A 24,066-nucleotide genomic window follows, 5' to 3' on the forward strand; every position below is an offset into this window, starting at 1 on the left:
CAGCTACCAGTTCATCAGCGAATGAAAACGACGGTCGAATTCTTCACTCATGGACTCGGCATAGGAGAGTGTCAGGTGGTTGTCATCCAGGAACACCCGGACGCTGCCCACAGTCGGAACACAAACCCCTTCAGGACAGATCAGATCCGTCATATCTAGCAGAGCCAATCCCTGCAGTGATTCAAAGGCCGCTGCGACTCCGGCTCCGTTTGAGAGCTTAGTCTCCACCGGTGCAGCACAGTCGTTTGACTCGGGTCCGTGGGTTTCCGTGCAATGGATCATGTTGTATTCAAACCGCGGATTGTCCCGAATACCGACCACCGGGATACCTTCCCCGGCGAGCTGCAGTGCTGCCTCGGGCAAGCCAGGAACTACCGGATCCGCGGCAACAGCAGGCTGAGCGGCGGTCCCAACCGTCAGCACAGCGTCCGGCTTCAGTTCAAGGGCGTAATCCAGCGCTGCTTCGTTGAACTCCTGGCATTCCGGCCACTGCTCGTCCGTGGGTGCTCCGAAGCGGCAGCCGCCCTTGAGCACGGCAATGACACGGTAGCTCCTGCCCTCCGCCATCGGCCTTATGGACCCAAGCCATTGCTGGGCATGGGAATCTCCAATGACCAGAACGGTCTTGGTGTAATCTTCTTCGCCAGTGGCCATGCAACCATCTGTGAGGACGGATGAGTTCGGTCCGTCTGCGATACCGCTGCAGTCGCTGTCCAGAACGCCCCACTCTTTCTCCAATGCACTGAGCAACGGCAAAACCGGAGCATCAGGTGACCTTTGATCCGAATATCCTGGCTGAAGGATGCGGGCCCCGGGGTTGTTGCGGACCGCTTCCGCCTCAGCCTGCCTGGCCTCATAGCCGAGCCACTGCTGCCAAGCCGCAACCGGCGTTGCAACCAGGGCAACGCAGATCGCAATAACAACAGCCGCCCTGCGCTTCTTCTTCTCCGCCCAGGCGAGCGATCGCAGGGGACGCTCCACAAACCGCGTCGTCAGGTACGCCAGCACGAGAGACAGAGCAATGATGGCAGTGCCACCGACCGGCCCCACGTCCTCGCGTCCGCGCCAGATCAGGTAGATGATAAGGACGGGCCAGTGCCAGAGGTAAAGGGCATAGGACATGTCTCCGAGCCGGATCAGGGGTTTCCAGGTCAAAAGCCTGTCCGCTCCGAACGGGCTTTCCGTCTGTCCCGCAAGGATGATGAGAGCGGCGGCTACGAGCGGCCAGAGTGCAACATAACCGGGGAACTGGCCCTGGACATCAAGGATGAACCCCCCGGAGAGCATGGCGGCCAGACCGATCCAGCCTGCCGCCACGCGTACGGGCTGCGGAAGCTTTAGATACGGCAGCGCCAGTACCAGCAAGGTACCGAAGGCGAATTCCCAGAGTCGGGTCCTGGTATCGAAGTAGGCGTGGACCTGGTTTGTATACGTTTCGTAAATGGAGAACGTCAGGGACGCCACAAAGACTGAGCCGAATACGAGCAGCACTGCCCTGCGGATGCGGATCTTCGCAGCTTTGGCAATGACCGCGGCCAGCGCGAAAAGCAGTGGCCAGAGGATAAAGACCTGGCCCTGAACGGACAGGGACCAGAAGTGCTGGAGCGGGCTTGCGATGCTTTGGTCAGTGGCGTAGTAATCCACCGAGTTGGCTGCGAGTGCCCAGTTTTGGAAGTAGAAGAGCGAAGACCAGGTCTGGGACAGGATTTCGGACCAGCGCGAGCGGGGGACGAAAAGGGCCGTTGCGGCAAGGATGCCCAGGAGGACGACGACGACGGCCGGCAGCAGGCGTTTGAACATATGCAGCCAGTAGCGGCCAAGGTCGAGGGCCCGTCCCGCTTCGAGTTTGCGGACAAACGACAGGGTGAGCAGGAAGGCAGAGATCAGCAGGAAGATGTCCACGCCGCCGGACACCCGACCAAACCAAATGTGGTAGGTCACCACCATGAGCACAGCAAGCGCCCGAAGTCCCTGGACTTCGGGCCTGAACCCCGGTTTCGGGTGGGCACGCGGCTGCTCATGCTTCCGAGTGACTAGTACTTCCTGGTGCACGCGGACCTTTCAAAGTAACTTCTTGCGGTCTCCCCCGGCGTGAGTCTACCGTTCCTCCACGACTCGCCCCTGCAACACCACTCGCCCCGTGGCACGGAAAGTATCCACAACTGCTCTGAGTGCCGAGGTTTCCTAAGCACTCTGGCAATAGTTTGGTTTCACCTGGATGTTCCCGGTCAGGGAGGTGAACTTGTGGCGATCCACGCAGCAGCAGCGGGGCGTTTCGTGTTCCGCGGCCTCTCCTCAGCGCCCGCGACACAGGTTCTACCGATCGTGATAAATCCCACGTCTTCCATACGCAATGCGGAGCTAACCGCCCAGGTGAAGAACCTGCTGGCTCTTTCCTCCGCCCCGTTCGGGCCTCCCACCGCCCGTGTGTTCGCGCTGGCCGACAGTCAGGATGGCCGCATCCTCATTCCGTGTGTCAACGATCGCATGAAACCACGGGTCAAGTGTCCCCTCCCCGCGCTCCTCCTCGTCACACACACAGGACCTGATGCCGGACATATCGAGGAGCTAAGGCCTGGACGCTACTGGCTGGGACGCCCGGACCCGGACACCGCGCTGGAGGGCACTGGCATCCTGATCAGCGACCCCTCGCTGTCCCGCGTTCATGCCCGGCTCGAGGTGGATGCCAGGGGCGTGCAGATTTTCGACCGGGGCTCCAGCAACGGGCTGTGGGTTGACGGCAAGCGCGTAAACCACGCGTGGTTGTCCACCATGTCCCGGGTACGGGCCGGAGATACGTTATTCCGGCTGCATGTACCGGCATCGGATACAGGACAGGCGGACGGGTGGCTGGAAAACACAGGAACAGGCAGCGCCCCGCAATCAGTGGACTGTCCCGTCGAGATAGGGGGCACACCCCCGCAACGGCCGGGCGCAGGGACCCTGGCAGCAGCATTTCTTCCGCTCGGGCTCGGACTCGCACTGGCAGCGGCGACTGGAATGTGGTTCTTCCTGGCCTTCTCGGGCATTGGCGCGCTCACCGCCGGTGCCGGGCTCCTCAGCTACCGACGCCGCCTTACCGCCTTCCGATGTGCCGAAGGGAGGGCTAGAGAAGCAGACCGCCGCCGGCGCCATTTCCTGCAGCCCACCCTGGGCGACCGCTGCCTGGCTGCTCTGGCAGGTTCAGCATTCGGAGAATCCATCCAATTAGAACCAGCACCGAATTCTACAAACCACACCCGGAATCCGCTCGTCGCCCTTAGGCTTGGCACCGGTTCCGTTCCGGCAGACCTGGTACTCCGAAGTCCGAGTGACACGTGGCGCCCTCCAGTGCTCGACGCGGTCCCGGTGGTCTTGGAGGCACGGGCCGGCTGCACGGTTTGCGTCTCGGGTGCCTCCAGAAACGTTCAAGGACTCGTCCGTTCCCTGCTGCTCCAGCTGGGAACCAGCGCCGCACCGGACAGACCCGCGGCCGCACTGCTCGGTGCCACAGCAGATGAGCTCACCTGTGATGCCCGGTTCATCCCCGGCATCCATCTAGTGCCGGCCAAGCACGCGAGCGCGGCGGCGGCGGCACTTGCAGATCTCGCTGCTTCGCGTCCCGGCTACCCCCTGATCGCGGTCGCACCGCCGGGCTTGTGGGACACGGCCCGGGGCATCTGGGACATTCTTCCGGAACAGACCCGCCAGCTCACCTGCCTCATCGCCTGCAGGGATCCCGACGCCCCGCCACTCCCCCGAGATGCTGATCCCGCAATCGCTCTGGACCGGGACGGGGGAACCCTCGCCCAGGACAACCAGCGGCAGCATTTTGTTCCGGACCTGCTCGGGGCCCGCAGCTTCCACCGGGCCGCGCTTCAGCTGGCAGGGGCGTCCGCCGGAACTCCGCCGGAAACTGATTCCCCGTTGTTTCCGGAACCCGCGGGGAAGGCATGGAGGGAAGACCGGCCGTTTCGCGCGGTAATCGGTTATGCCGGCGGGCACCCCGTGAGTCTGGACCTGGTCCAGGATGGACCTCACATCCTCGTTGCCGGCACCACGGGTTCCGGAAAGTCCGAACTGCTGCGTACCTTTGTTTGCTCACTTTCCTGCCGAATTCCACCGACTCGGCTGAACTTTCTCCTGATCGATTTTAAGGGCGGGTCCGGATTGGCGCCCCTGGCTGAACTTCCCCACACCGCGGGTTTCCTCACCGACCTGTCCCAAGAGAATGTTGCACGCGCGATGACCTCGCTGCGGGCTGAGCTACGGCGCCGGGAGTCCCTGCTCGCCGAAGTCCGAGCCAGTGACCTGGATGAATTCAACGCGCGAGCAATTCCGGGGGCGGAGCTTCCGCGCCTCGTCGTCGTGGTTGACGAGTTCCGTATGCTGGCAGACGCGGTACCAAACGCCGTACAGGAACTGATGAAGATCGCAGCCCTCGGCCGGTCCCTGGGCCTTCATCTGATTCTTGCCACGCAGCGGCCGCAGGGCGCCGTCACAGCCGATATTCGTGCCAACGTTTCTGCTGCCATATGCCTGCGCGTTCAATCCGCCCTGGATTCCCGCGACGTTATTGGCTGTGACGACGCCGCAGCCATTTCTGCATCTTCTCCGGGAAAAGCGATCCTGCGCCTCGCCGGCGGGCCTCCCCTGACCTTCCGGGCCGCATCCACCGCGGCGAACGACCCCAACCTGCCGCTTGTGCAGACCCTCGCGGATTTCCTGTCCGCGCCCGCAAGGACGGCAGCCCCGTCCGGCCCCGGCCTGAAACGGATTGTGGAAGGTCTCAAGGCCGCCGCCGTACAAGCCGGATTCCCGGAGCACGGGCAGGCGCCCGTCAAACCTCCGCTCCCCGTTGAACTGTGTTCCCGTCCTGTCCCGTCCGCGGGCAGTCTTCGGATAGGGCTGGCAGACCAGCCCGCTCGCCAGGCCCAGCAGTGGCTCGACTGGGACCCTGATCAGCATTCCCACCTGGCCCTGATAGGCCTGCCGCGCGCCGGCCCACCAGCCGCAGCGTCCACGCTCGCCCGGCAGCACCTGGCCAACCTGCCCGGCAGACATCTGTATGTGCTCGACGGCGACGGGTCCCTCGCCTGGGCAGCTCGCCATCCGCAGGTGGGCGCCTGCGTACCGCCCCATGACACGGCCAGGGCCTCCAGGGTCCTGTCGATGCTGGCGGATGTCCTGCTCGAACGGCTGGCGGACCAGCCAAACGCCGCCGGCATTACCGTCCTGGTCTCCGGATGGGGACGTTGGCAGGAATCGTTCCGGTCAACTAAACCGTCCCCCGCGGAGGATGCCCTGCTCTCCCTGGCGCGGGACGGTACTGCCGCGGACATCTGCCTGCTCGTCTCCGGGAACCGTGAACTGACCTCTGCACGGTTCTTCCAGCTGTTGCCTAACAGGCTATGGTTCCCTGCCGGGCTTTCGCATGACGCGCTGCTTACCTGGCCGCGCATGCCCGAGCTCAACCCGTTGCCTGGCCGAGCCTTCGTCCAGGGTCCGCTAACGCCAGGGACCGGGGCGGGTCTGATGGACGGGACGGCGGACGGGTCGGAGACCCTGGCGCAGTGCTACCAGCGCGGCTGGCCAGCCGAACCTGCACCGCTCCCGGAAGGAATTCCGTATCCGCGCCGTATAGACGGGCTGCCGCGCACTGTCCTGTTCAGTGACCTCGACTCTGCCTCCGGGCCGTACAGCTTCCCGGTCGGCATGGGAGGAGATGAGCTCAAAACCATCGAGGCGCAGGTGCCGCCCGGATCGGTTTTTACGGTCCTGGGCCCGCCAGGTTCCGGGAAGACCACTCTCCTAAAAACCTTCGCCGCAGCAGCGCGGCTGTCCCCCGCATGCGAGGGCGCGCCAGCACTTCTCCCCAGAATGTGCTGGGTCACCCCTGCGAAGGGAATCACCGGAGCCAACGGCAGCATTCCTCCGCCTACCGGGAGCCTGGAGGGATGGCTGGTCCTGGCAGATGACGCTGACCAGCTCCCTGCGGAAGTCCATCAAGTCATAGCGCAGCTGCTTGCGCGGGGTGCCGGAATAGTCCTCAGCGCCGTTCCCGCCTTCAATCTCCTCCCCCGGCTCCCTGCACTCAACAGGGTCCGGTTGCCGGGCACTGGTGCGCTGCTGGCACCTGTCCGCGACTCTGACGGCGAGTTCTTTGGGGTCCGGTTGGCGGTGGAAGGCAGGCCGGCACCGGGGCGCGGGTACCTCCTTGCCGGCGGTTCACCCGTGGAAGTGCGGTTCGCCGTTCCCGGCTAGAAAGTCTTCGCGTCTCCGCTGGTCTGCGAGGTCCAGGCGATGACGGGTTTCGTGAACAGCAGGAGCAGCACGGCAGCGGCAGGGAGCAGTAGGACCAGTCCCACCACTATGACCCCGCCCTGCAGGGTTGGCACTGCGATCACAATCATGAACAGCTGCCAGACCAGCGCGGCGGCCCTCGTCCACCGCATGCCGCGGAAGAAGAAGTGCCCCACGACCAGCAACCAGACAGCCACCAGCACAATCAGGAAGAGACTGAAAACGGCCCCTCCCATAGAGGTTGGGGTGGAGTTGAAGAGGTTGTAGACATACCAGCCCGCGACGCCCAAAAGGGCGAGTGCCTCAAAGACCAGAACGGCTGAAATGAGGACGACGGCTCCCGGACGAGGCGCATGGGCCGCGGAATTTTGGGGTCTTGACACACTGGCACCATACCGGACATAGTCGAGGAGCAGCGACCGGTTAGGGATCCTAGAGGACCGAGGCCACGGGCCTTTGTGACGCATCACTCATCATTTCCGGCAGATTAACAGCTTGTTAACCCTTGTTTGCGTTTCCATCGCGTGACACCCTAGTAGAGGGGATCAGGGGCCGAAACCGGCCCCTTTAGTTTGTGGTTGCTCGTGAATGTTTTCACAAACAAGCGGAGTCAACTTTTAAGAGGAGATAGTGATTAGCATGGATTGGCGGAGCCGCGCAGCATGTCTGGACAAGGATCCGGAGCTGTTCTTCCCCGTTGGGAACACCGGCCCGGCTCTTCTTCAGATTGAAGAGGCCAAGAGCGTTTGCCGCCGGTGCCCGGTCATCGATACCTGCCTCCAGTGGGCCATCGAAACCGGTCAGGACGCCGGTGTCTGGGGCGGCATGAGCGAAGATGAGCGCCGTGCGCTTAAGCGCCGTGCCGCAAGGGCTCGCCGGGCTTCCTAAGGAAGCAGGACCCCCCCGGAGTTTTCCTACACACCAATATTTGGCCCAGGCACCCCCGCCTGGCAGCACGTAGGGGCCGCGGCCCCCGGCCGCGCCCCTTCCTGTTTGCCGTGGGTCAGCAGGGCGCGCTAGCGCCGCCGGGAACCATCAAGGGCCATTTCAATCCCCACTTCGGTGCCACCGCCCGGACGCGGAGTCCAGAGGATAGTTCCGTCGAGTTCGCTCTGGACGAGGGTCCGCACAATCTGCAGGCCTAGTCCTTCCCTGCGGGGTTCCGGCGGCAGGCCAATACCGTCATCCGAAACGGTCACCGTGAGGTTTTCCCCGCCGTCCGCTCCGAGATGCCGTTCGGCGTTCAGCCACACGGTGCCGTTTTCCTTGCCTGCCAGTCCATGTTCGACGGCGTTGGTCACCAGCTCGTTGATCACCAGTGCGAGAGGAGTCGCCAGGTCGCTGGGAAGCTCGCCGAACGTTCCCTGGCGTTCCGTGCGCACCGCCTGCGAAGGGGATGCTACCTCGGCCGAGAGCCGGAACTGCCGATCGATGAGCTCGTCGAAGTCGACGTTCTGCGTCAGCCCCTGTGAGAGGGTTTCGTGAACCAGCGCGATCGTGGACACGCGCCGCATTGCCTGGGCCAGGCCAAGCTTTCCCTCTTCGCTCTCCATCCGCCGCGACTGCATGCGCAGCAGGGCGGCTACCGTCTGCAGGTTGTTCTTCACCCGGTGGTGGATTTCGCGGATCGTGGCGTCCTTCGACACCAGTTCCATCTCCCGGCGGCGCAGCTCGGACACATCGCGGCACAGCACCAGCGCACCGAACCGCTCCTTCTCATCGCGCAGCGGGATGGCCCGCAAGGAGAGGCTCACGCCCCGGGATTCGATCTCGGTGCGCCACGGCATGCGCCCGGTGACTACCAGCGGCAGCGTTTCGTCCACCATCCTGCGGTCCTTGAGCAGCGCCGTCGTAATCTCGGCAAGCGGCCTTCCCTCGAGCGTCTCCATGTCGCCGAGGCGGCGGAAGGCGGAAACACCGTTGGGACTGGCGTACTGCACTACGCCCTGGGCATCGAGCCGGATCAGTCCGTCACCAACACGGGGTGCGCCGCGGCGCGAACCCGTGGGGGTGGCGAAGTCAGGCCACAGGCCCAGCGTTCCCATCCGGAGCAGGTCGTAGGCACACTGCCGGTAGGTGAGTTCAAGGCGGGACGGCATCCTGGAACTGGAGAGGTCCATGTGGGACGTGACGACGGCGAGCGTGCGCCCGTTGCGCACGAACGGAATCGCTTCCACCCGCATGGCAGTCTCGGTGGTCCAGTTCGTCTCGCTGGAACGCTCGATGGTCTGCGACTTCCAGGCCTTATCCACCAGCGGCTGCAGGTCGGCGCGGATGCGCTCTCCTACGAAGTCGCTGTGGAACACGGTGTGCGACGTCGAGGGGCGGGCATGCGCCAGCGCCACGTAGGTGCCCTCCGGCAGCGGGAACCACAACGCCAGGTCAGCGAACGCGAGGTCTGCCACCAGCTGCCAGTCCCCCACCAGCAGGTGCAGCCACTCGGCGTCGCCCGGACCGAAGTCCGCATGGTCCTTGATCGGATCGGTGAATATTGCCATGGCGGAAGTCCGTTAGCGCCTTACGATCGAGCGAAGCAGCCGCAGGGCAACGGAGAGTGATGCCATGTCATCCTGCTCGAGCTGGTTGACCTCGGCGAACATCTTGGTTGCGCGCTCGAGGTTGTCTGCGTTTTCCTGCTCCCAGGCCTCCACCCGGGATACCGGATCCTCGCCCTGCATGGCCGGCGTGGCCTGCAGCGCCGCGACGGTCATGTCCGCAACCGTGGAGTACAGGTCATCACGCAGCGCGGCGCGGGCCAGTGCCTGCCAGCGGTCCCCGCGCGGGAGCTTGGTGATCCGCTCCAGCAGATCGTCGATCCCGTAGCGGTCATAGACCGCGTAGTAGACGGCGGCGATGTTCTCGGCCGGTTCTTCGACCTGCCGGGTTGCGAGGGCGACGTCGAGCAGGCCGTAGCTCTCGAACTGTTCGGCCCAGTACGTGCCAAGGTCCTTGGGTACGTCCCAGCCGGACGCCTTCTCGAGCGCTGCTTCCACCCGCTCGCGGTCGGTACCGCGCATAAAGCGCATGAGGTCCTTCCGCAGCGGCTCGACGATCGGCTTGAAGGCCTGGATGTCCTCGTCGATGGAGCTGCCGCGTCCAACGTGGTTCACGAACCAGCGAACGGCGCGGTCCAGCAGGCGGCGCATGTCCAGGTGGATGGTGGTCCAGGTTTCCGTTGGGAAGCTGGCGGGCAGTTCACCCAGTGCCGCAACGACGTCGTCAATCGCGTAGATCTCCCGCAGAGCGCTGAAGGCACGGGCAACCGTCGCCTCGCTGGCGGAGGTCTCTTCCATCACCCGGAAGGCGAAGGTGATTCCGCCAATGTTGATCATGTCGTTGGCGACCATGGTGGAGATGATCTCGCGCCGCAGAGGATGGGTATCCAGCTGGTCATCAAAGCGCTCCACCAGCTGCTTCGGGAAGTACCGGCGCAGCGTGCCGCGGAAATACGGGTCGTCCGCCAGGTCCGACGCGGTGAGCGCGCGGGTCAGCTCAATCTTGGCGTAGGCAGCCAGGACAGAGAGTTCCGGGGCGGTCAGGCCCTGTCCCTCGGCGACCCGTGCCCTCAGTTCGTCCTTGGTGGGCAGCGCTTCCAGGGCACGGTCCAGGCCGGCGTGTTCCTCCAACCAGTCCATGAGCCGCTCGAAGCTTGGGCTCCACTCAATGACGCGCTGGCGGTCGTTGAGCAGCAGCATGTTCTGGTCAATGTTGTCCTGCAGCACCAGGCGGCCAACCTCGTCCGTCATGGAGTGCAGGAACTCTGAACGCTCGGAGGCGTCCAGCCTGCCGGCGGCGACCATGCGGTCAACGAAGATCTTGATATTTACTTCATGGTCGGAGCAGTCCACACCGGCCGAGTTGTCGATCGCGTCGGTGTTGAGGATGACGCCGGACAGGGCAGCCTCGATGCGGCCGCGCTGCGTCATGCCGAGGTTGCCGCCTTCACCGATGACCTTGGCCCGGACATCCCGGCCGTCGATGCGGATCGCGTCGTTGGCTTTGTCCCCCACTTCGGCGTTGGTCTCGGTGGATGCCTTGATGTAGGTGCCGATTCCGCCGTTGTAGAGCAGGTCGACCGGCGCCTTGAGGATGGCGCGAAGCAGCTCCGGCGGGCTCAGCCGGGTAACGCCGGACTCTAGCCCCAGGATCTCCCGTACCTGCGCGCTGATGGGGATGCTCTTGGACTGCCGCGGGAACACTCCGCCGCCTTCGCTGATGAGGTTCTCGTCGTAGTCGGCCCAGGAGGAGCGGGGCAGCTCAAAGAGCCGCCGCCGTTCAGCGTGGGACCGCGCTGCGTCGGGGTTCGGGTCAAGGAAGACGTGCCGGTGGTCGAACGCGGCAACAAGCCGTATGTGCTCGGAAAGCAGCATGCCGTTGCCGAACACGTCGCCGCTCATGTCGCCCACGCCCACGGCTGTGAAGTCCTCATTCTGGGTGTCGACGCCGAGTTCGCTGAAGTGCCGCTTCACCGATTCCCAGGCTCCGCGGGCAGTGATGCCCATGGCCTTGTGGTCATAGCCCACGGATCCGCCGGACGCGAAGGCATCGCCGAGCCAGAAACCGTATTCTGCGGAAAGGGCGTTGGCGATGTCGGAGAAGGAAGCCGTGCCCTTGTCCGCAGCGACCACCAGGTAGCTGTCATCGCCGTCGTGCCGCACCACGTTCTCCGGCGGGCGGACCTGCTCGCCGTCTTCGGTGACCACCAAATTGTCAGTGATGTCCAGCAGGCCGCGGATGAACGTGCGGTAGCTTTCCTTGCCCTCTTCCATCCAGGCGCCGCGGTCCTTCGCCGGGTCGGGAAGCTGCTTGGCGTAGAAACCGCCCTTGGCTCCGGTGGGAACGATGACGGCGTTCTTGACCGTTTGGGCCTTGACCAGGCCCAGGATCTCGGTCCGGAAGTCCTCGCGCCGGTCAGACCAGCGCAAGCCGCCGCGGGCCACCTCGCCGAAGCGCAGATGCACGCCCTCGACGCGCGGCGAGTAGACCCAGATCTCATACTTGGGCCGCGGGAACGGAGCGCCGTCGATCACAGCCGTGTTGAGCTTGTGGCTGACGTACGCCTTGTCCTGGTAGAAGTTGGTGCGCAGCGTCGCCTCGATGAGGTTGGCGAACGTCCGCAGCACACGGTCCGCGTCCAGGGTGGGAACCTGCTCCAGGCCGGCGTCCAGTTCGGTGCGCGCTGCTTCCATTTCCGTCTCGCGTGCGGACTCTTCGAGAGCCGGATCGAACCGGGCCCGGAACATCCGGCCAAGCGCACCGGTAACCCGGGGGTTGGCCAGCAGTGTATCCGCGATGAAACCGTAGGAGTTGGTGTTGCCCATCTGGCGCATGTACTTGGCGTAGCTGCGGAACATCACCACTTCGCGCCAGCCCAGGCCCTGGCCCAGGATGAGGCGGTCCAGGGCGTCCGATTCGCTGGCGCCGGAGATCCCGGCACGGAAAGCGTCTGCGAGGAGGTTTCCGGTTTCAAGCGGATCCACGCCGGCTCCGTAGCGCAGGCCGAGGTCGTAGAGGAACAGCTCGACGCCGTCCCGCCGGCGGATCTCGAACGGACGTTCGTCCAGCACTTCAAGTCCCAGGTTGTGCAGGAACGGAAGGATCTGGGTCAGGGACTTCGGTTCCAGCAGGTACAGCTTCAGCCGTGCGTCGGCGCTGTCGGCATTCTCGCCGCTGCGGGCCGGCAGGTAGACGAAGAGTTCCGGCGCTGTTTCGGGGTTCTGGATCCGGTCTTCGAACCGGGCAATGTCCGCAAGTGCGTCCTCGACCTCGTAGCCCACGCGGTAGTCCATGGGGAACGCGTCGCCCCACAGGTCAGAGAGCTCTTCCGCCTGGACCCGGTCGAACGTGCCGCGCAACACCTCGTCAATGCCCTCTGACCAGGAGCGGGTGGCGTTGACCAGCCGCTGTTCCAGCGCAGCTGCATCCACGTCCGTGATCTCGACACCCTTGGGCAGCCGAATCCGGAAGAACAGCCGGGCGAGCGCCGATTCGGTCAGGCGTGCCTCGTAGTCAATGGAGTCAGCGTTGAATGTTGACCGCAGTTCGTCCTGGATCCGCAGGCGGACCGAGGTGGTGTAACGGTCGCGCGGGAGGAAAACCAGCGCGGACATAAAGCGTCCGTAGACATCCGGGCGCAGGAAGAGCCGCGTGCGGCGCCGTTCCTGGAGGCGGAGGATGCCCTGGGCCGTTTCCAGCAGGCCGTCGACGTCGATCTGGAAGAGTTCGTCGCGCGGGAAGGTCTCAAGGATGGAGAGCAGGTCCTTACCCGAATGCGAGTCTGCGGGGAAGCCTGCCCTGCGGATGACTTCCTTGACCTTGTCGCGCAGGATCGGAACGTCCCGGACGGATCCGGTGTAGGCCCCGGTGGCGAACAGTCCGATGAAACGCCGTTCACCGGTGACGTTGCCTTCGGCGTCGAACCGCTTGACGCCGATGTAGTCGAAGTACGCCGCGCGGTGCACGGTGGAGCGTGAGTTTGCCTTGGTGATCACGAGGGCCCGCTTCTCGCGCGCCTTTGCCCTCCCTGCCTTGGTCAGGTGCTGGACCTTGCCGGCCTCTGAACCCCGGCGCAGCAGTCCCAGGCCGGTCTTCGAGGAAGCACGGAGTACGTCTTCGCCGTCCTCGTTGAGCAGGTCATATTCGCGGTACCCGAGGAACGTAAAGTTGCCGTCGTCAAGCCAGGTGAGCAGCTCGCGTGCCTGCTGCAGGTCAGGGATGCCATGCCCGGCAGCGGCGAGTTCAGCCGCGATTTCATGGACCTTGGCCCGCATGCCGGACCAGTCCTTCACGGCCACGCGGACGTCGTCCAGGACCCGAATCAGTCCGTCGACCATCTCCCTGCGGCGGTTCTCATCGCTCAGGCGCGGAACTTCGACGGCGATCCAGGACTCAATGCGCGTGGTGTGGTCGCCGTTGCCCAGCAGACCTGAGATGTCAGGCAGCGCAGCGGTGTCCCCGCTGGAGATGCCGGCTGCGTTCGGAACCCGCTTCACCTGCTGCAGCGTGTCACTGTCGCGGTGGCGGGTAGCCAGGAAGGTGGGATGAACCATCAGCCGGATGCCGCTGTTCTGCCGGACAATCTCGGCGGTGACCGAATCAACGAGGAACGGCATGTCATCGGTGACGATGAGGATCACACTGGCGTCACCCTGGTCGAAGACATCTACCGCAGCGGTGCCCTCGGCACGGGTCCACGCCAGCGCCCGGTGCGCCTCGGCGCGTTCCCGCAGTGCCTGTGGAGGGTAGAGTGCGGCGTCTTCAGCCGCCAGATGCTCGTAGTAATTCCCGATGAAATCCTCAAGGGAGATATCCGAGCTGGAAAGATCCGTGGTGTTGGATCCAGACGACATTTAATACGCCTCCGAAATTCGCCGCTTAGTACCGGCCGCCCCTTTGCGGTCCGTTTGGTACGAGCCTATCCCCTCGGCAAAGAAAAGGTCACTTCGTGGCTGCCGCGCGCCTCCGCCTCCGTTTGGGGCTGCCGTCTGCGGGAACGTTCGCCAGTGCCGCGATTGCCGCGCGAAGGGCGGATCCGGGAGCCGCTTCCAGCAGCGCTGACCCCGCCAGCAGCGACGCATCGGCGGCATCCCAGTCCGCGGGCAGGAACGCGCTGATCCGGCCGGGGCCGAAACGCTCCCACGCTTCGCTGAGCTGGCGCTCAGGGGCCCGCCCGGCGGCAGAGCGCCGCACCTTGTTCAAAACCACCAGCGGCGACGCCGAGGGAACGGCGCTTTCAAGTTCTGCGAGCGCGCGCACCAGCCGGGGAACGCCTACCGGATCGGCGGCTCCGACAGCGTAGACGGTGTCAGCGGCTTCCAGTGCCACGAGTGTTGCAGCATTCCGGCGGGGTGCCATGGTGTCGAAGCTCAGTTCCTCATCCGCCTCGAGGCTGAAGCCGCAGTCCACCACCGTGATGTCCGCGATGCTTCGGGACTGCGCCAGTACCCGCGCCAATGCTGTTCCGCGGATCTCCAGCCAGCGGTCGGAGCGCGTGATCCCGGTCAGTACCCGCAGCCGGCCGCTCTTGAGCTGCACCTGCACGGCAGTTCCTTTCAGCGCCGCCGGCTCCAGCATCCCCTGTTCCGCCAAGCGGCACGCCTGCGCAAGGCCGGCCGATTCGTCGGTAATCCCAAGGACCGCAGCGATGCTGGGTGCGTAGGTGTCTGCGTCCACCAGCAGTACTTCGCTGCCCGCGGCCGCTGCCTCGGCGGCGAGGTTCAGCGCCAGCGTGGTGCGGCCGGGGCCGCCTGCGGGGCCCCAGACAGCAACCAGGCTTCCTTGCCGCAGCGGCTTTCCGTCAGGCCCGGCTCCACCGGATTCCCCGCTCAGTTCCCAGTGCCGCAGGCCCTCAGCCGGATCTGCCAGGGAGGAACGTTCTCCAGTCCCCTGACCCCGGGACTCCATGGCCAGAACGGCTGCTGCCACCAGCTCCGCGAGCGCCGGGGAATCGAGGTTCCGGGAGGCATGCCGCACGCCCAGCCGGTCCAGCCTGTTCCGGGCATCCGGGTCATCAGCCAGGACCACCAGGGCGACACCCGCCGCGGCAACACGGTCCGCAAGGCTGGCAGTGAGCTCCCCGGCGTCGTCCTCAACAAGGGCGGCCCTGGCCAGACCGCTTTGGCAGGCCGCGATCAGCTCCGAAAGTTCGCTGCAGCGGCGGATCACCGTGACCGGACCCTGCAGGCGTTCAAGTCCCTGTACCAGCTCGGCCGTGCCCCGGCCGGAAGTGATCACCGGAATGGCGCTCATCGGGCTGCAGGGTTGGGGACGACGGCGATCTTCGCCTGATTGGACAGGGCGCCAAGGAGGGCCGGAAGGTCTTCGTCCTCGACCAGGACCAGCAGGCGGGTGGCATCAGCGCCCGCGATGACCGATTCGTTGACGGAGAGCTCGGAAATCTCTGCCGCAGTCAGGAGCCGGCGCGGTTCATCGTACCCATTCTGCCCATCCGGAAGGGAAGCCCAGACATCCACCCGGTCTCCGGCGCGGATGCCGCTGGGCAGCGGTGCCTGTACGTCGAGTCCCAGGGGCTTTCGGTCGAGGTCTTCCGCCTGCACGAGGTCGGCCCGTGACAGCAGCTCGCCCGGGCGGATGATGGTTCCGGCCACGGCGTTTTCCGGGAACGAGTCCGCCGCGGACACATAGGTGCCGGCCAGTCCGCCAAGGGACACCTGCACTACGTCGAAGTCGTCTTCTTCCAGCACTGATCCAACCGGTATCTCATGTGAGGCGGCCAGGACCTGGGTGGTCTGGTCCTGGCTGGCAACCAGCGCGCTCACTCCGGCGACTGAGGCCAGGACCAGCAGCAGTCCGAGCAGCAGCCGCGGGTCCTTCCAGGATGGTTTTTTCAGGCGCGGTGCGGGTGCGTCCGGCGCAGCGGTCTTGAGACTCATTGATCCCCCTAGGTTTGCTCCGCCTCCCCGCGGAGTGCTGGAGGTCATTGTGTCCCTCAATCTGCGGTAATGAAACGGGTGGGGTACGTATTTTGTGGATAAAGGACGTCCAGCCCGAACAGATGGCAGACTAGGTCAGCAGCGGCACAGTGCCGGAAAGGGTTTGATGGTGCGCCATGGTGGAGAAAAGGTTCCTCACGCTCGCTGACGTGGGCGAGGTCCTGAACATATCTTCCTCTCAGACGTATGCGCTGGTCCGCTCCGGAGAGCTTCCCGCAATCCAGGTAGGCGGACGCGGCCAGTGGCGGGTCGAGAACGCCAAGCTTGAAGAGTACATAGCCGGTGCGTACCGGCGTGCCGAGGCAGCGAGGGCCGCCCTCCCCCAGGACGAGGCCGCAGAGGCATAACAACCCTCCCCGGGACGATGGTTCCTACCGGGTAGACGAGCTCACGGCCGCGATCCCGGCGAAGGGCACCACAGTCACAGAGGCAACGTTCTCGCGTCTCCTGGGCTCCCCGGGTTCCAGCACCGCAAATTCAAGGAAGTTCCTGCCCACCCGGTCGATGCTGCCGTGCAGGGCAGTAGGCCTGCCGCGCAGGTGCAGGTCCACCGGGTAACGGTCCCGGGCCAGGCCGCGCAGTGCGGAGGCCAGCGGCAGCTGGACCGCCGGAACGGATAAGTCCGCATAACGGTCGATGCCTTCGATCATCTGCACCGCGCCCAGCGCCGCCACATGCGAACCGGACGCCGAGTCGAGCAGGCACCAGTCCGCTCCCAGCCGGCCAAGGGTGCCCGTAAGCGGGCCTCCGGACAGTCCGAGGTGGACCCGCAGTGTCTTGCCGTACTGCGCCCGCAGCCTGGCTGCCAAGTCCAACCCCGCCAGTTCGCCCCGCTGACGGTCAGCAATCTCGGCGTCCAGGCCCGCCTGACCGGCAGCGGCCAGCTGCGCCTCCAGGTCCGCGAACAGCGCCTCCCACCTCATCGGGCAAGGCTAGCGTCCACAATCTTCCCGCACCACTCTGGACAGGCACGTCGTCAGTCGCTAGTAAAGAGCACCAAACGGATTCAAAAACGTTTATTCACATCAAATGGCGTCAAACACCACCATCAGGAACAACGCGGAGGCGGCTATGGCAGCACACAAAGCACGACGGCGCAGGACCCTGGAGGACGCGTTCCTGGCATCAGCAGCCGCTGTTTCCGGCGCCCTGATGCTGTGGGCTGGCCTGACCCTGCGCGGCCCTGCACCCGGCCCAGGGGGAGGTTTCCGCTCGACCACGGATCTTCAGTCCGCTGCCGGTCTGATCGCCGGGTGGGCAGGCCTGCTGGTGCTGGCGTGGTGGACTGTCGGGGTGGGAGCAGCTTTCCTGTCTGCTGCCCTCCTGCGAGCCGGGAACTTCCGTTCAGCGCGCTTCATCGGGCGGCTAAGCCCCGGATTCCTCAAACGACTCGCGGCAGCGGCCCTCGGCGTACAGCTGGCCGTGGCTCCCCTACCGGCCCTGGCGGCACCACCGCTCCAGGTCACCTCCACCGCGGCTCCGAGCACCGGCGCTTCCACCCCGGCAGCTGATCCCGCATGGCAACTGGAGGGAGAGGCCGCGCTGCCGCCGGCAGCGCTGGACCGCAGCGTGCCGTCCGGACCGGCTGATTCCAATCGCACGGATGCCGCCGTGAACCCGGCCTGGAAACCCTCCCCGGGCCCGGTGCCGGGATCACTGCTGATTCCTGGTGAAACGCGGATGCCGGCGCAGATCGAAGGCACTGTAACGGTCACCGCTGGAGACACCCTCTGGGATCTCGCTGCAGCCCGGCTTGGCCCGCTGGCAACCGACCTCGAGATTGCCCGGTACTGGCCGGCGTGGCACGAGAAGAACCGCAGTGTCATTGGTCCTGATCCTCATCGCCTGCTGCCGGGGCAAATCCTTGCCGTTCCGTCTCCGGCCACCTACTAGCCAGCCGCCCATGACGGAAAGGACAACCCATGAGCATCCTGATTATTCTTCCCGCTCCCGGAGAAGCATCCGGGGAGCTGGCGATGGCCAGCGGGGACCCGCGACCGTTTTTCAGTGCCGTACCCGGCGGCGCTCCTCCGGTGGTCCCCCAGCAGCACCCGGTAGTGATCAGGGCGGAATCCGAACCGGTTGGCCCGGCACCCAAGAACTGGTCCAGTTCCGCCGAGTCAGACGCACGGATAGAAGCCATCAGCCGATCCGTGACCATGGGAGCCCTGGAGGTCCTGGCCGGAGTGCGCCCGCTGCAGCAGCTGGCCCGCTGGCTGGACTTCGAAGAATTTGAGCGCCTGCAGCTGCGAACCAACCTGGTCCGCGGGCGGGGACAGGACCGGCTGCACCGCAATGTGCGCATCTTGCGGGTCCTGGTGTGCCCGGTGTCCGAGGGGATTTACGAGGTGGCCGTGGCCGCCGCTGAAACGAACAGAGTCCGCGCCGTTGCCCTCCGTTTGGAGCAGCGGCGCGGACTCTGGAAAGTTACCGCCCTTGAAATCGGATAGGACTACTTCCGGCGCTTCTTCTTTCCAGCCGGCCGGGCGTCCTTCCGGGACGCGGGCTGCGATGGTTTGGCCGCGGCTGTGCGCTCCACCCGGGTTTCCACCTGTCCCTGGCTGTTGGGAGCGGAGAACTGCAGGCTGGCCGGCCGCTCGGGGGCTTCGAGCCCGGGCGCCTCGATAACCGGGCCGCCGCCGACAATTCCGCGGGCGTCCTTCAAGCCCTTGAGGGCCTCGGGAACTTCAGGCTGCTTGACCTCTACCTCGACGTTGAAGAGGTAGCGGATACTCTCCTCACGGATGGCCTCCATCATGGTCTGGAACATGACGAAGCCCTCGCGCTGGTACTCCACCAGGGGGTCACGCTGGGCCATGGCGCGCAGGCCAATGCCCTCCTTGAGGTAGTCCATCTCGTAGAGGTGTTCCTGCCACTTGCGGCCGATCACCGAAAGCACCACGCGCCGCTCCAGCTCACGCATCGCTGCGGCGCCGATGGAGTCTTCTCGTGCCTGATAGGCCAGGCGGGCATCGGAAAGGATCTCGTTGAGCAGGAAATCGCGGGTCAGGTTGGACCGTCCGTCGGCCTCGTCAACGACTTCGTCGATGGTCAGGCTGATCGGGTAGACGATCTTCAGGTTCTTCCAGAGGGTGTCAAGATCCCAGTCGTCGCCGTGGCCTTCAGCGGTGGCGTCATTGACGACGGCGGTGATGACGTCTTCCAGGAAGAAGCCCACCTTCTCCTGCAGGTCATCGCCCTCCAGGATACGACGGCGGTCCCCGTAGATGGCTTCGCGCTGGCGGTTAAGGACGTCGTCGTACTTCAGGACGTTCTTCCGCTGTTCGGCGTTGCGTGCCTCAACCTGGCCCTGCGCGTTCTGGATGGCCTTGGACACGAGCTTCGATTCAAGGGCAACGTCGTCCGGCATGGAGGAGCTGTTCATGATGCGCTCAGCTGCACCGGAGTTGAACAGACGCATCAGGTCGTCAGTCAGGGAGAGGTAGAACCGAGACTCACCGGGGTCGCCCTGGCGGCCGGAACGGCCCCGGAGCTGGTTGTCGATGCGCCGCGATTCGTGCCGTTCCGTGCCCAGGACGTAGAGGCCACCGAGGGCACGGACTTCGTCGTGCTCCGCGGCTACGGCAGCCTGTGCCTTTTCCAGGGCCGCGGGCCAGGCGGCTTCATAGGCTTCCGGGTTCTCGGCGGGATCAAGTCCGCGGCTGCTCAGTTCTGCTACTGCGTTGAACTCAGCGTTGCCGCCAAGCATGATGTCCGTGCCTCGGCCGGCCATATTGGTCGCAACCGTCACCGCACCCTTGCGGCCGGCCTGCGCCACGATCGCGGCTTCACGGGCGTGGTTCTTGGCGTTCAGGACTTCGTGCCGGATCCCGGCCTTCGCCAGCTGCTTGGAAAGGTACTCGCTCTTCTCGACGCTCGTGGTACCGACCAGCACGGGCTGCCCGGACGCGTGCCGCTCGGCGATGTCCTTTACGACGGCATCGAACTTGGCTACTTCGTTCTTGTAGATGAGGTCTGACTGGTCCAGGCGGGCCATTGGCTTGTTGGTGGGGATGGGCACCACGCCAAGCTTGTAGGTGCTCATGAATTCCGCGGCCTCGGTTTCGGCCGTGCCCGTCATGCCGGAGAGTTTCTCGTAGAGGCGGAAGTAGTTCTGCAGGGTGACGGTAGCCAGGGTCTGGTTCTCGGCCTTGATCTGCACCCCTTCCTTCGCCTCGATGGCCTGGTGCATGCCCTCGTTGTAGCGGCGGCCGGCCAGGATACGGCCGGTGTGCTCGTCGACAATGAGGACTTCACCCTTGAGGATGACGTAGTCCTTATCCCGTTTGAAAAGTTCCTTGGCCTTGATGGCGTTGTTCAGGAAACCAATGAGCGGCGTGTTGGCTGCCTCGTAGAGGTTGGAGATGCCCAGGTAGTCCTCTACCTTTTCGATGCCGGACTCGAGCACACCCACGGTGCGCTTCTTTTCGTCGACCTCGTAGTCGACGTCGAGGCTCAGCCGCTGGACCACCTTGGCGAACTCGGTGTACCAGCGGTTGACGTCGCCGCTGGCAGCACCTGAAATGATCAGCGGGGTACGGGCCTCGTCAATGAGGATCGAGTCGACTTCGTCGACGATGGCGAAGTGGTGTCCGCGCTGGACAAGCTCATTGGCGCTCCAGGCCATGTTGTCCCGAAGGTAGTCAAAACCGAACTCGTTGTTGGTGCCGTAGGTGATGTCGGCGGCGTACTGCTCGCGGCGGGTGGCGGGGTCCTGGTTGGCGAGGATGCAGCCGGTGGACATGCCCAGGAAGCGGAAGACACGGCCCATCAGGTCGGACTGGTACTCGGCCAGGTAGTCGTTGACAGTGACCACGTGCACGCCGCGGCCGGTCAGGGCATTAAGGAAGGCCGGGGCCGTGGCCACCAGGGTCTTTCCTTCACCGGTCTTCATTTCTGCGATGTTGCCCAGGTGGAGGGCGGCACCGCCCATGAGCTGCACGTCGAAGTGGCGCATGCCGAGGGTGCGGCTGGCTGCTTCCCGGACGAGCGCGAAGGCCTCCGGAAGGAGGTCATCCAGGCTCTCGCCGTCGGCGTGGCGTTCCTTGAGGTTGTCTGTCTCGGCGCGCAGTTCGGCATCGCTCATGCCCTTGAACTCGTCCTCGAGCACGTTGATCGCGTCGGCGTAGTTACGCAGTGTTTTCAGCGTCTTCTTGTCGCCTGTGCGAAGAACTCGTTCGAGAAGTGATGCCACTGATTTGCTCCCAATCTAGTGTTGCCGAAATCTGGCGTCCCCAGTCTACGTGAGAGACGTCCGGCAGGCCGCCAAGGTTCCCGCTCGGGAGTCATCCTCGGTCGATTGCCAGTTTCAGGGCGGGCGCAAGGTTGCCCACAGCACTTACCATAACCTCTGCGAGGCCCAGCCACTGCGCCATTATCCGTAATTCTGCGGCCAGCTCAACCGCGGTATCTGCGGGCGAACCCGGTTCCGCGTGCGCTGCCTGGACCAGAAGAACCCGTCCGGCCCGGTCCGCTTTCAGGTCTACCCGGGCCACGATCGCCTCGCGCAGCAGGAACGGCAGCACGTAATAGCCGAACTGCCGTTTATGGGCCGGCGTGTAGATTTCGATCCGGTAGTGGATACCAAAAACTGCCTGGAGCCGTCGCCGGTCAAATACCAGCGAATCGAACGGGCTCAGCAGGCCGCGTCCATGGCAGCGCCTGGGGGTCGTCGCCGCCGGGTGCAGAAAGACGGGACCCTTCCAGCCTGCTACCGAGATTTCCTCCAGCTCGCCCTGCCGCGCGAGGTGCTGTGCGGCGGCGAGTGTGTCGCGCAGCGGCAGGCGGAAGTAGTCGGCCAGCATCGGTGCCGTGCCGAGCCCGAGCGAGCGGGCCGAATTCTCTGTCAGCCGCAGCAGCGCTTCCCGGCGGTCCGCCGGCTCGAGTGCCGCCTCGCCGTCCGGATGCACCGTGGCGACGGGAGCGTAGAGCCGCTCGAAGGCGCTTCCCCGTCCGGCGGAAGAGATGAGTCCCTGTGCAAAGAGGTCTTCCAGCACCCGTTTGGATGCGCTCCAGTTCCACCCCCATGCCTTCGTACCGGGGACGGCTGCCTGGCCGAGGGCCGCCTCCACGTCGCGGGCTGTCAGGGGATGCTTGTGGTCGAGCAGTTCCAGGATGGCCTGACTCAGTTCGCTGCGGGGTTCCTCCGGCATGGAAGTGGCACGCATCCAGGTCCGGCGCTGCCACTGGCGCAGGTCAGCAAAGAGGTCCGGCCGGATAAAGCTTGCTTCATGTGCCCAGTACTCGACCATTCGCCGGGGATGGCGGCTGGCCATCCGGTCCAGGACGTCCCGGTCGTAGGCGCCCAGCCGGGTGAACAGCGGCAGGTAGTGGCTTCGGGCCAGGACGTTCACGGAGTCGATCTGCAGAAGTCCCAGGGCATCAAAAACGCGGCCCGCCTGCCCGGGAGTCGGGCGGACGGGCCGCGGTTTGGCTAACTGCTGGGCGCCGAGGATGGTGCGGCGTGCCCGGTCAAGGGGGAAGGCTGCTGGCATGCACCCATCCTAGGACCGGGCCCCGGCACCTCTACGATGCGGCTTCCACGTTCTGTGCCGGCGCGGCGTCGCGGTAGCCCCGCATCTCCTCGCGGATTTCCTCGGTGCCCTCGGCGCACTTGGAATCCAGGGTAATGACGCCGTAGGTCCAGCCCCTGCGGCGGTAGACCACGGACGGCGCACCGGTGGCGGCGTCTACGAATAGGTAGAAGTCATGGCCAACCAGTTCCATGTTGTCGACTGCGTCGTCAAGGCTCATGGGGGCACCCGGGAAAACCTTGCGGCGAATCAGGACCGGGCAATCGCCGGTCTGCATGTCCTGGTCGGTGGCATCGTTGCTTTCCGCCGGGACAGTTTCAGCTGCTGCGAACTGGGAAGACAGTGGCTCGGACGTGCTGACAGGTTCCAGCCCGGCAGTCGCAACCCGTACCGGAACGGGGGTGTGGCGCCCGCGGTGTACCTTGCGCCGGTCGCTTGCGCGGCGCAGGCGTTCCATGAGCTTTCCGTAAGCGAGGTCGAATGCCGCAAACTTATCTGCAGAAGATGCCTCGGCGCGGACCACCGGTCCCCGGCCCAGGACTGTCAATTCCACGGTGAGGGAGCTGTCGGCTTCACGGACGTTTTCATGCTTGGTGACCCGGGCATCTACCCGCTGCACCTTGTCTCCGAGGTTCTCGACTTTGCCGATCTTTTCGGCGGCGTACTGACGGAACCGATCGGATACTGCAACGTTGCGTCCGCTGATCATGAATTCCATGGTGCCCTCCAATATTCTTCGGTGACACAACAACGGCCGCTGCCAGTTTCCTTCGCGACCGTTGCCGCAGGACTGCTCCATTTCTTGAAGCAATCCATACCCAACACGTTAGATCACCCGGAAGCTTTATTCACCTTCTGACTTTGGCCGCTGTTCCGTGGCCGTGCCGTGGGCGGCGGATTTCCGGTGCTGATCCGGGCTCTTCCCGGGCCAGCTAAGGGGCCTGGGGCGCCGGGGCTCGGACGGCTGCTATGACGGCAGCTCCGGCCACCTGCGCCCCGGCCGCACGCAGGGCACGGGTGGCTTCGGCCAGCGTGGCTCCGGTGGTTAGGACGTCATCTGCAAGCAGGACAGTCAGTCCACGAAGGTCCCCCGGATGCCCCGCCGTCATTGTTCCGTGAACGTTCCTGCGCCTGGCACCCGCGCCCAGGGTCTTCTGTGCGCCGGAACGCAGCGCAAGCAGTTCGGCGACGAGTCGATAGTCCAGTATGCTGCGGATCTCCATGCCTGCCGGGAGCAGTCCCCGCAGGCGTACCCTGGCCAGGATCAGTTCCAGGGGGTCGTAGCCCCGGCGCGTCCGGCCGCGGAAGCTGCCCGGGACAGGAACCAGTGCCACACGTCCCGTGGGCAGGGAATCCGATGCCGAGTGCAGCGCCCGTGCCATGGCTTCGGCCAGGATGCCCAGCAGGTCGGTATGCCCGTGGTTCTTGCACGCAAGCACTACGCGTGAGAGTCCCGCCGCGTACCGCCCTGCGGCTGTCACCGGCAGGGGAACCGGTTCCAGGTACTCAGGGGCGCCGAGGCGCGCCACTGCACCCGGTTCCTTTTCCGCTTCCGGAAGCATTCCGGCCCCGGCTGACGCGTTGTAGGGACGCAGCGTGGCATGGCGAACGGCGATGCGGCACACCGTGCACAGCGATTCATCCGCTGCTCCGCACACGACGCATTCTGCCGGCAGAATTACCGCGCGCAGTTCCCGGCACGCGGCCAGGACTGCCGCCGGGCCGGGAGCGGCCAGCCAATCCTCCAGGGCCGGGAGATATGCCATACGCCCATGTTCCCGGTGCATGGGATACGGCCG

General features: G+C 65.0%; 16 protein-coding genes. 5 read left to right on the forward strand and 11 right to left on the reverse strand.

Translation table 11 applies throughout. The annotated features are described in order from the left end of the window. Window positions 1–3: 3 nt before the first annotated feature. Window positions 4–2,052 carry an acyltransferase family protein gene (locus GD628_RS00925; protein ID WP_226802288.1) on the reverse strand — a complete coding sequence of 683 codons (2,049 nt, stop codon included), beginning with the start codon at window positions 2,050–2,052 and terminating at the stop codon, window positions 4–6. Between the two features lie 435 nt (window positions 2,053–2,487). Between GD628_RS00925 and GD628_RS00930 the strand changes: the two genes are divergently transcribed. Continuing rightward, window positions 2,488–6,243, forward strand: coding sequence for an FtsK/SpoIIIE domain-containing protein (locus GD628_RS00930; protein WP_152273564.1), 3,756 nt, complete (start codon window positions 2,488–2,490; stop codon window positions 6,241–6,243). Here GD628_RS00930 and GD628_RS00935 read toward each other — a convergent pair. Continuing rightward, window positions 6,240–6,665 (reverse strand): hypothetical protein, encoded by a 426-nt coding sequence (locus GD628_RS00935; protein ID WP_226802289.1) that lies wholly within the window; start codon window positions 6,663–6,665, stop codon window positions 6,240–6,242. The two genes, GD628_RS00930 and GD628_RS00935, sit on opposite strands and share 4 nt — an antisense overlap. A gap of 256 nt (window positions 6,666–6,921) precedes the next feature. Here GD628_RS00935 and GD628_RS00940 point away from each other — a divergent pair, with 256 nt between their 5' ends. Beyond that, window positions 6,922–7,170 carry a WhiB family transcriptional regulator gene (locus GD628_RS00940; protein ID WP_055239553.1) on the forward strand — a complete coding sequence of 83 codons (249 nt, stop codon included), beginning with the start codon at window positions 6,922–6,924 and terminating at the stop codon, window positions 7,168–7,170. A 128-nt stretch (window positions 7,171–7,298) separates the two neighbouring features. Here the strand turns inward: GD628_RS00940 and GD628_RS00945 are convergent, their stop codons facing one another. From GD628_RS00945 to GD628_RS00960, 4 genes are all read right to left on the reverse strand, one after another. Further along, window positions 7,299–8,780 (reverse strand): sensor histidine kinase, encoded by a 1,482-nt coding sequence (locus GD628_RS00945; RefSeq protein WP_091603207.1) that lies wholly within the window; start codon window positions 8,778–8,780, stop codon window positions 7,299–7,301. Window positions 8,781–8,792: 12 nt separating this feature from the next. Continuing rightward, window positions 8,793–13,631, reverse strand: coding sequence for an NAD-glutamate dehydrogenase (locus GD628_RS00950; protein WP_152273565.1), 4,839 nt, complete (start codon window positions 13,629–13,631; stop codon window positions 8,793–8,795). Between the two features lie 88 nt (window positions 13,632–13,719). Next, window positions 13,720–15,030 (reverse strand): CpaE/TadZ family protein, encoded by a 1,311-nt coding sequence (locus GD628_RS00955; protein WP_152273566.1) that lies wholly within the window; start codon window positions 15,028–15,030, stop codon window positions 13,720–13,722. Then, the gene (locus tag GD628_RS00960) at window positions 15,027–15,674 is read right to left on the reverse strand and encodes an SAF domain-containing protein (protein WP_152273567.1); all 648 of its coding nucleotides are present in this window, start codon (window positions 15,672–15,674) and stop codon (window positions 15,027–15,029) included. The genes GD628_RS00955 and GD628_RS00960 overlap by 4 nt, the downstream gene beginning before the upstream one ends. A 176-nt stretch (window positions 15,675–15,850) precedes the next feature. Between GD628_RS00960 and GD628_RS00965 the strand changes: the two genes are divergently transcribed. Continuing rightward, complete coding sequence (locus tag GD628_RS00965) at window positions 15,851–16,081, forward strand: helix-turn-helix domain-containing protein (protein WP_218054927.1); 231 nt, start codon at window positions 15,851–15,853, stop codon at window positions 16,079–16,081. Between the two features lie 24 nt (window positions 16,082–16,105). Here the strand turns inward: GD628_RS00965 and GD628_RS00970 are convergent, their stop codons facing one another. Continuing rightward, complete coding sequence (locus GD628_RS00970) at window positions 16,106–16,657, reverse strand: hypothetical protein (RefSeq protein ID WP_152273568.1); 552 nt, start codon at window positions 16,655–16,657, stop codon at window positions 16,106–16,108. Window positions 16,658–16,763: 106 nt separating this feature from the next. On the opposite strand from GD628_RS00970, the gene GD628_RS00975 reads away from it, so the two are divergent. Both GD628_RS00975 and GD628_RS00980 read left to right on the forward strand, forming a co-directional pair. Then, a complete protein-coding gene (locus GD628_RS00975) occupies window positions 16,764–17,627 on the forward strand; it encodes a LysM peptidoglycan-binding domain-containing protein (protein ID WP_152273569.1) in 864 nt (287 codons plus the stop codon). 29 nt (window positions 17,628–17,656) lie between these two features. Next, window positions 17,657–18,184 carry an Rv3235 family protein gene (locus tag GD628_RS00980; protein ID WP_152273570.1) on the forward strand — a complete coding sequence of 176 codons (528 nt, stop codon included), beginning with the start codon at window positions 17,657–17,659 and terminating at the stop codon, window positions 18,182–18,184. A gap of 2 nt (window positions 18,185–18,186) precedes the next feature. Here GD628_RS00980 and secA read toward each other — a convergent pair whose 3' ends face one another. The 4 genes from secA to GD628_RS01000 form a co-directional block, all read right to left on the reverse strand. Then, entirely contained in the window at window positions 18,187–20,928 is a 2,742-nt protein-coding gene (gene secA / locus GD628_RS00985) for a preprotein translocase subunit SecA (protein WP_152273571.1), read from the reverse strand. 91 nt (window positions 20,929–21,019) lie between these two features. Further along, window positions 21,020–22,228 (reverse strand): winged helix-turn-helix domain-containing protein, encoded by a 1,209-nt coding sequence (locus GD628_RS00990; protein WP_152273572.1) that lies wholly within the window; start codon window positions 22,226–22,228, stop codon window positions 21,020–21,022. A 31-nt stretch (window positions 22,229–22,259) separates the two neighbouring features. Further along, entirely contained in the window at window positions 22,260–22,985 is a 726-nt protein-coding gene (gene hpf, locus GD628_RS00995; protein WP_152273573.1) for a ribosome hibernation-promoting factor, HPF/YfiA family, read from the reverse strand. A gap of 214 nt (window positions 22,986–23,199) precedes the next feature. Continuing rightward, the gene (locus GD628_RS01000; protein ID WP_193313164.1) at window positions 23,200–24,033 is read right to left on the reverse strand and encodes a ComF family protein; all 834 of its coding nucleotides are present in this window, start codon (window positions 24,031–24,033) and stop codon (window positions 23,200–23,202) included. Between the last annotated feature and the right edge of the window lie 33 nt (window positions 24,034–24,066).

Origin of the sequence: Arthrobacter koreensis (assembly GCF_009193255.1) — a bacterium.
Classification (GTDB): Bacteria; Actinomycetota; Actinomycetes; order Actinomycetales; family Micrococcaceae; genus Arthrobacter_B; species Arthrobacter_B koreensis.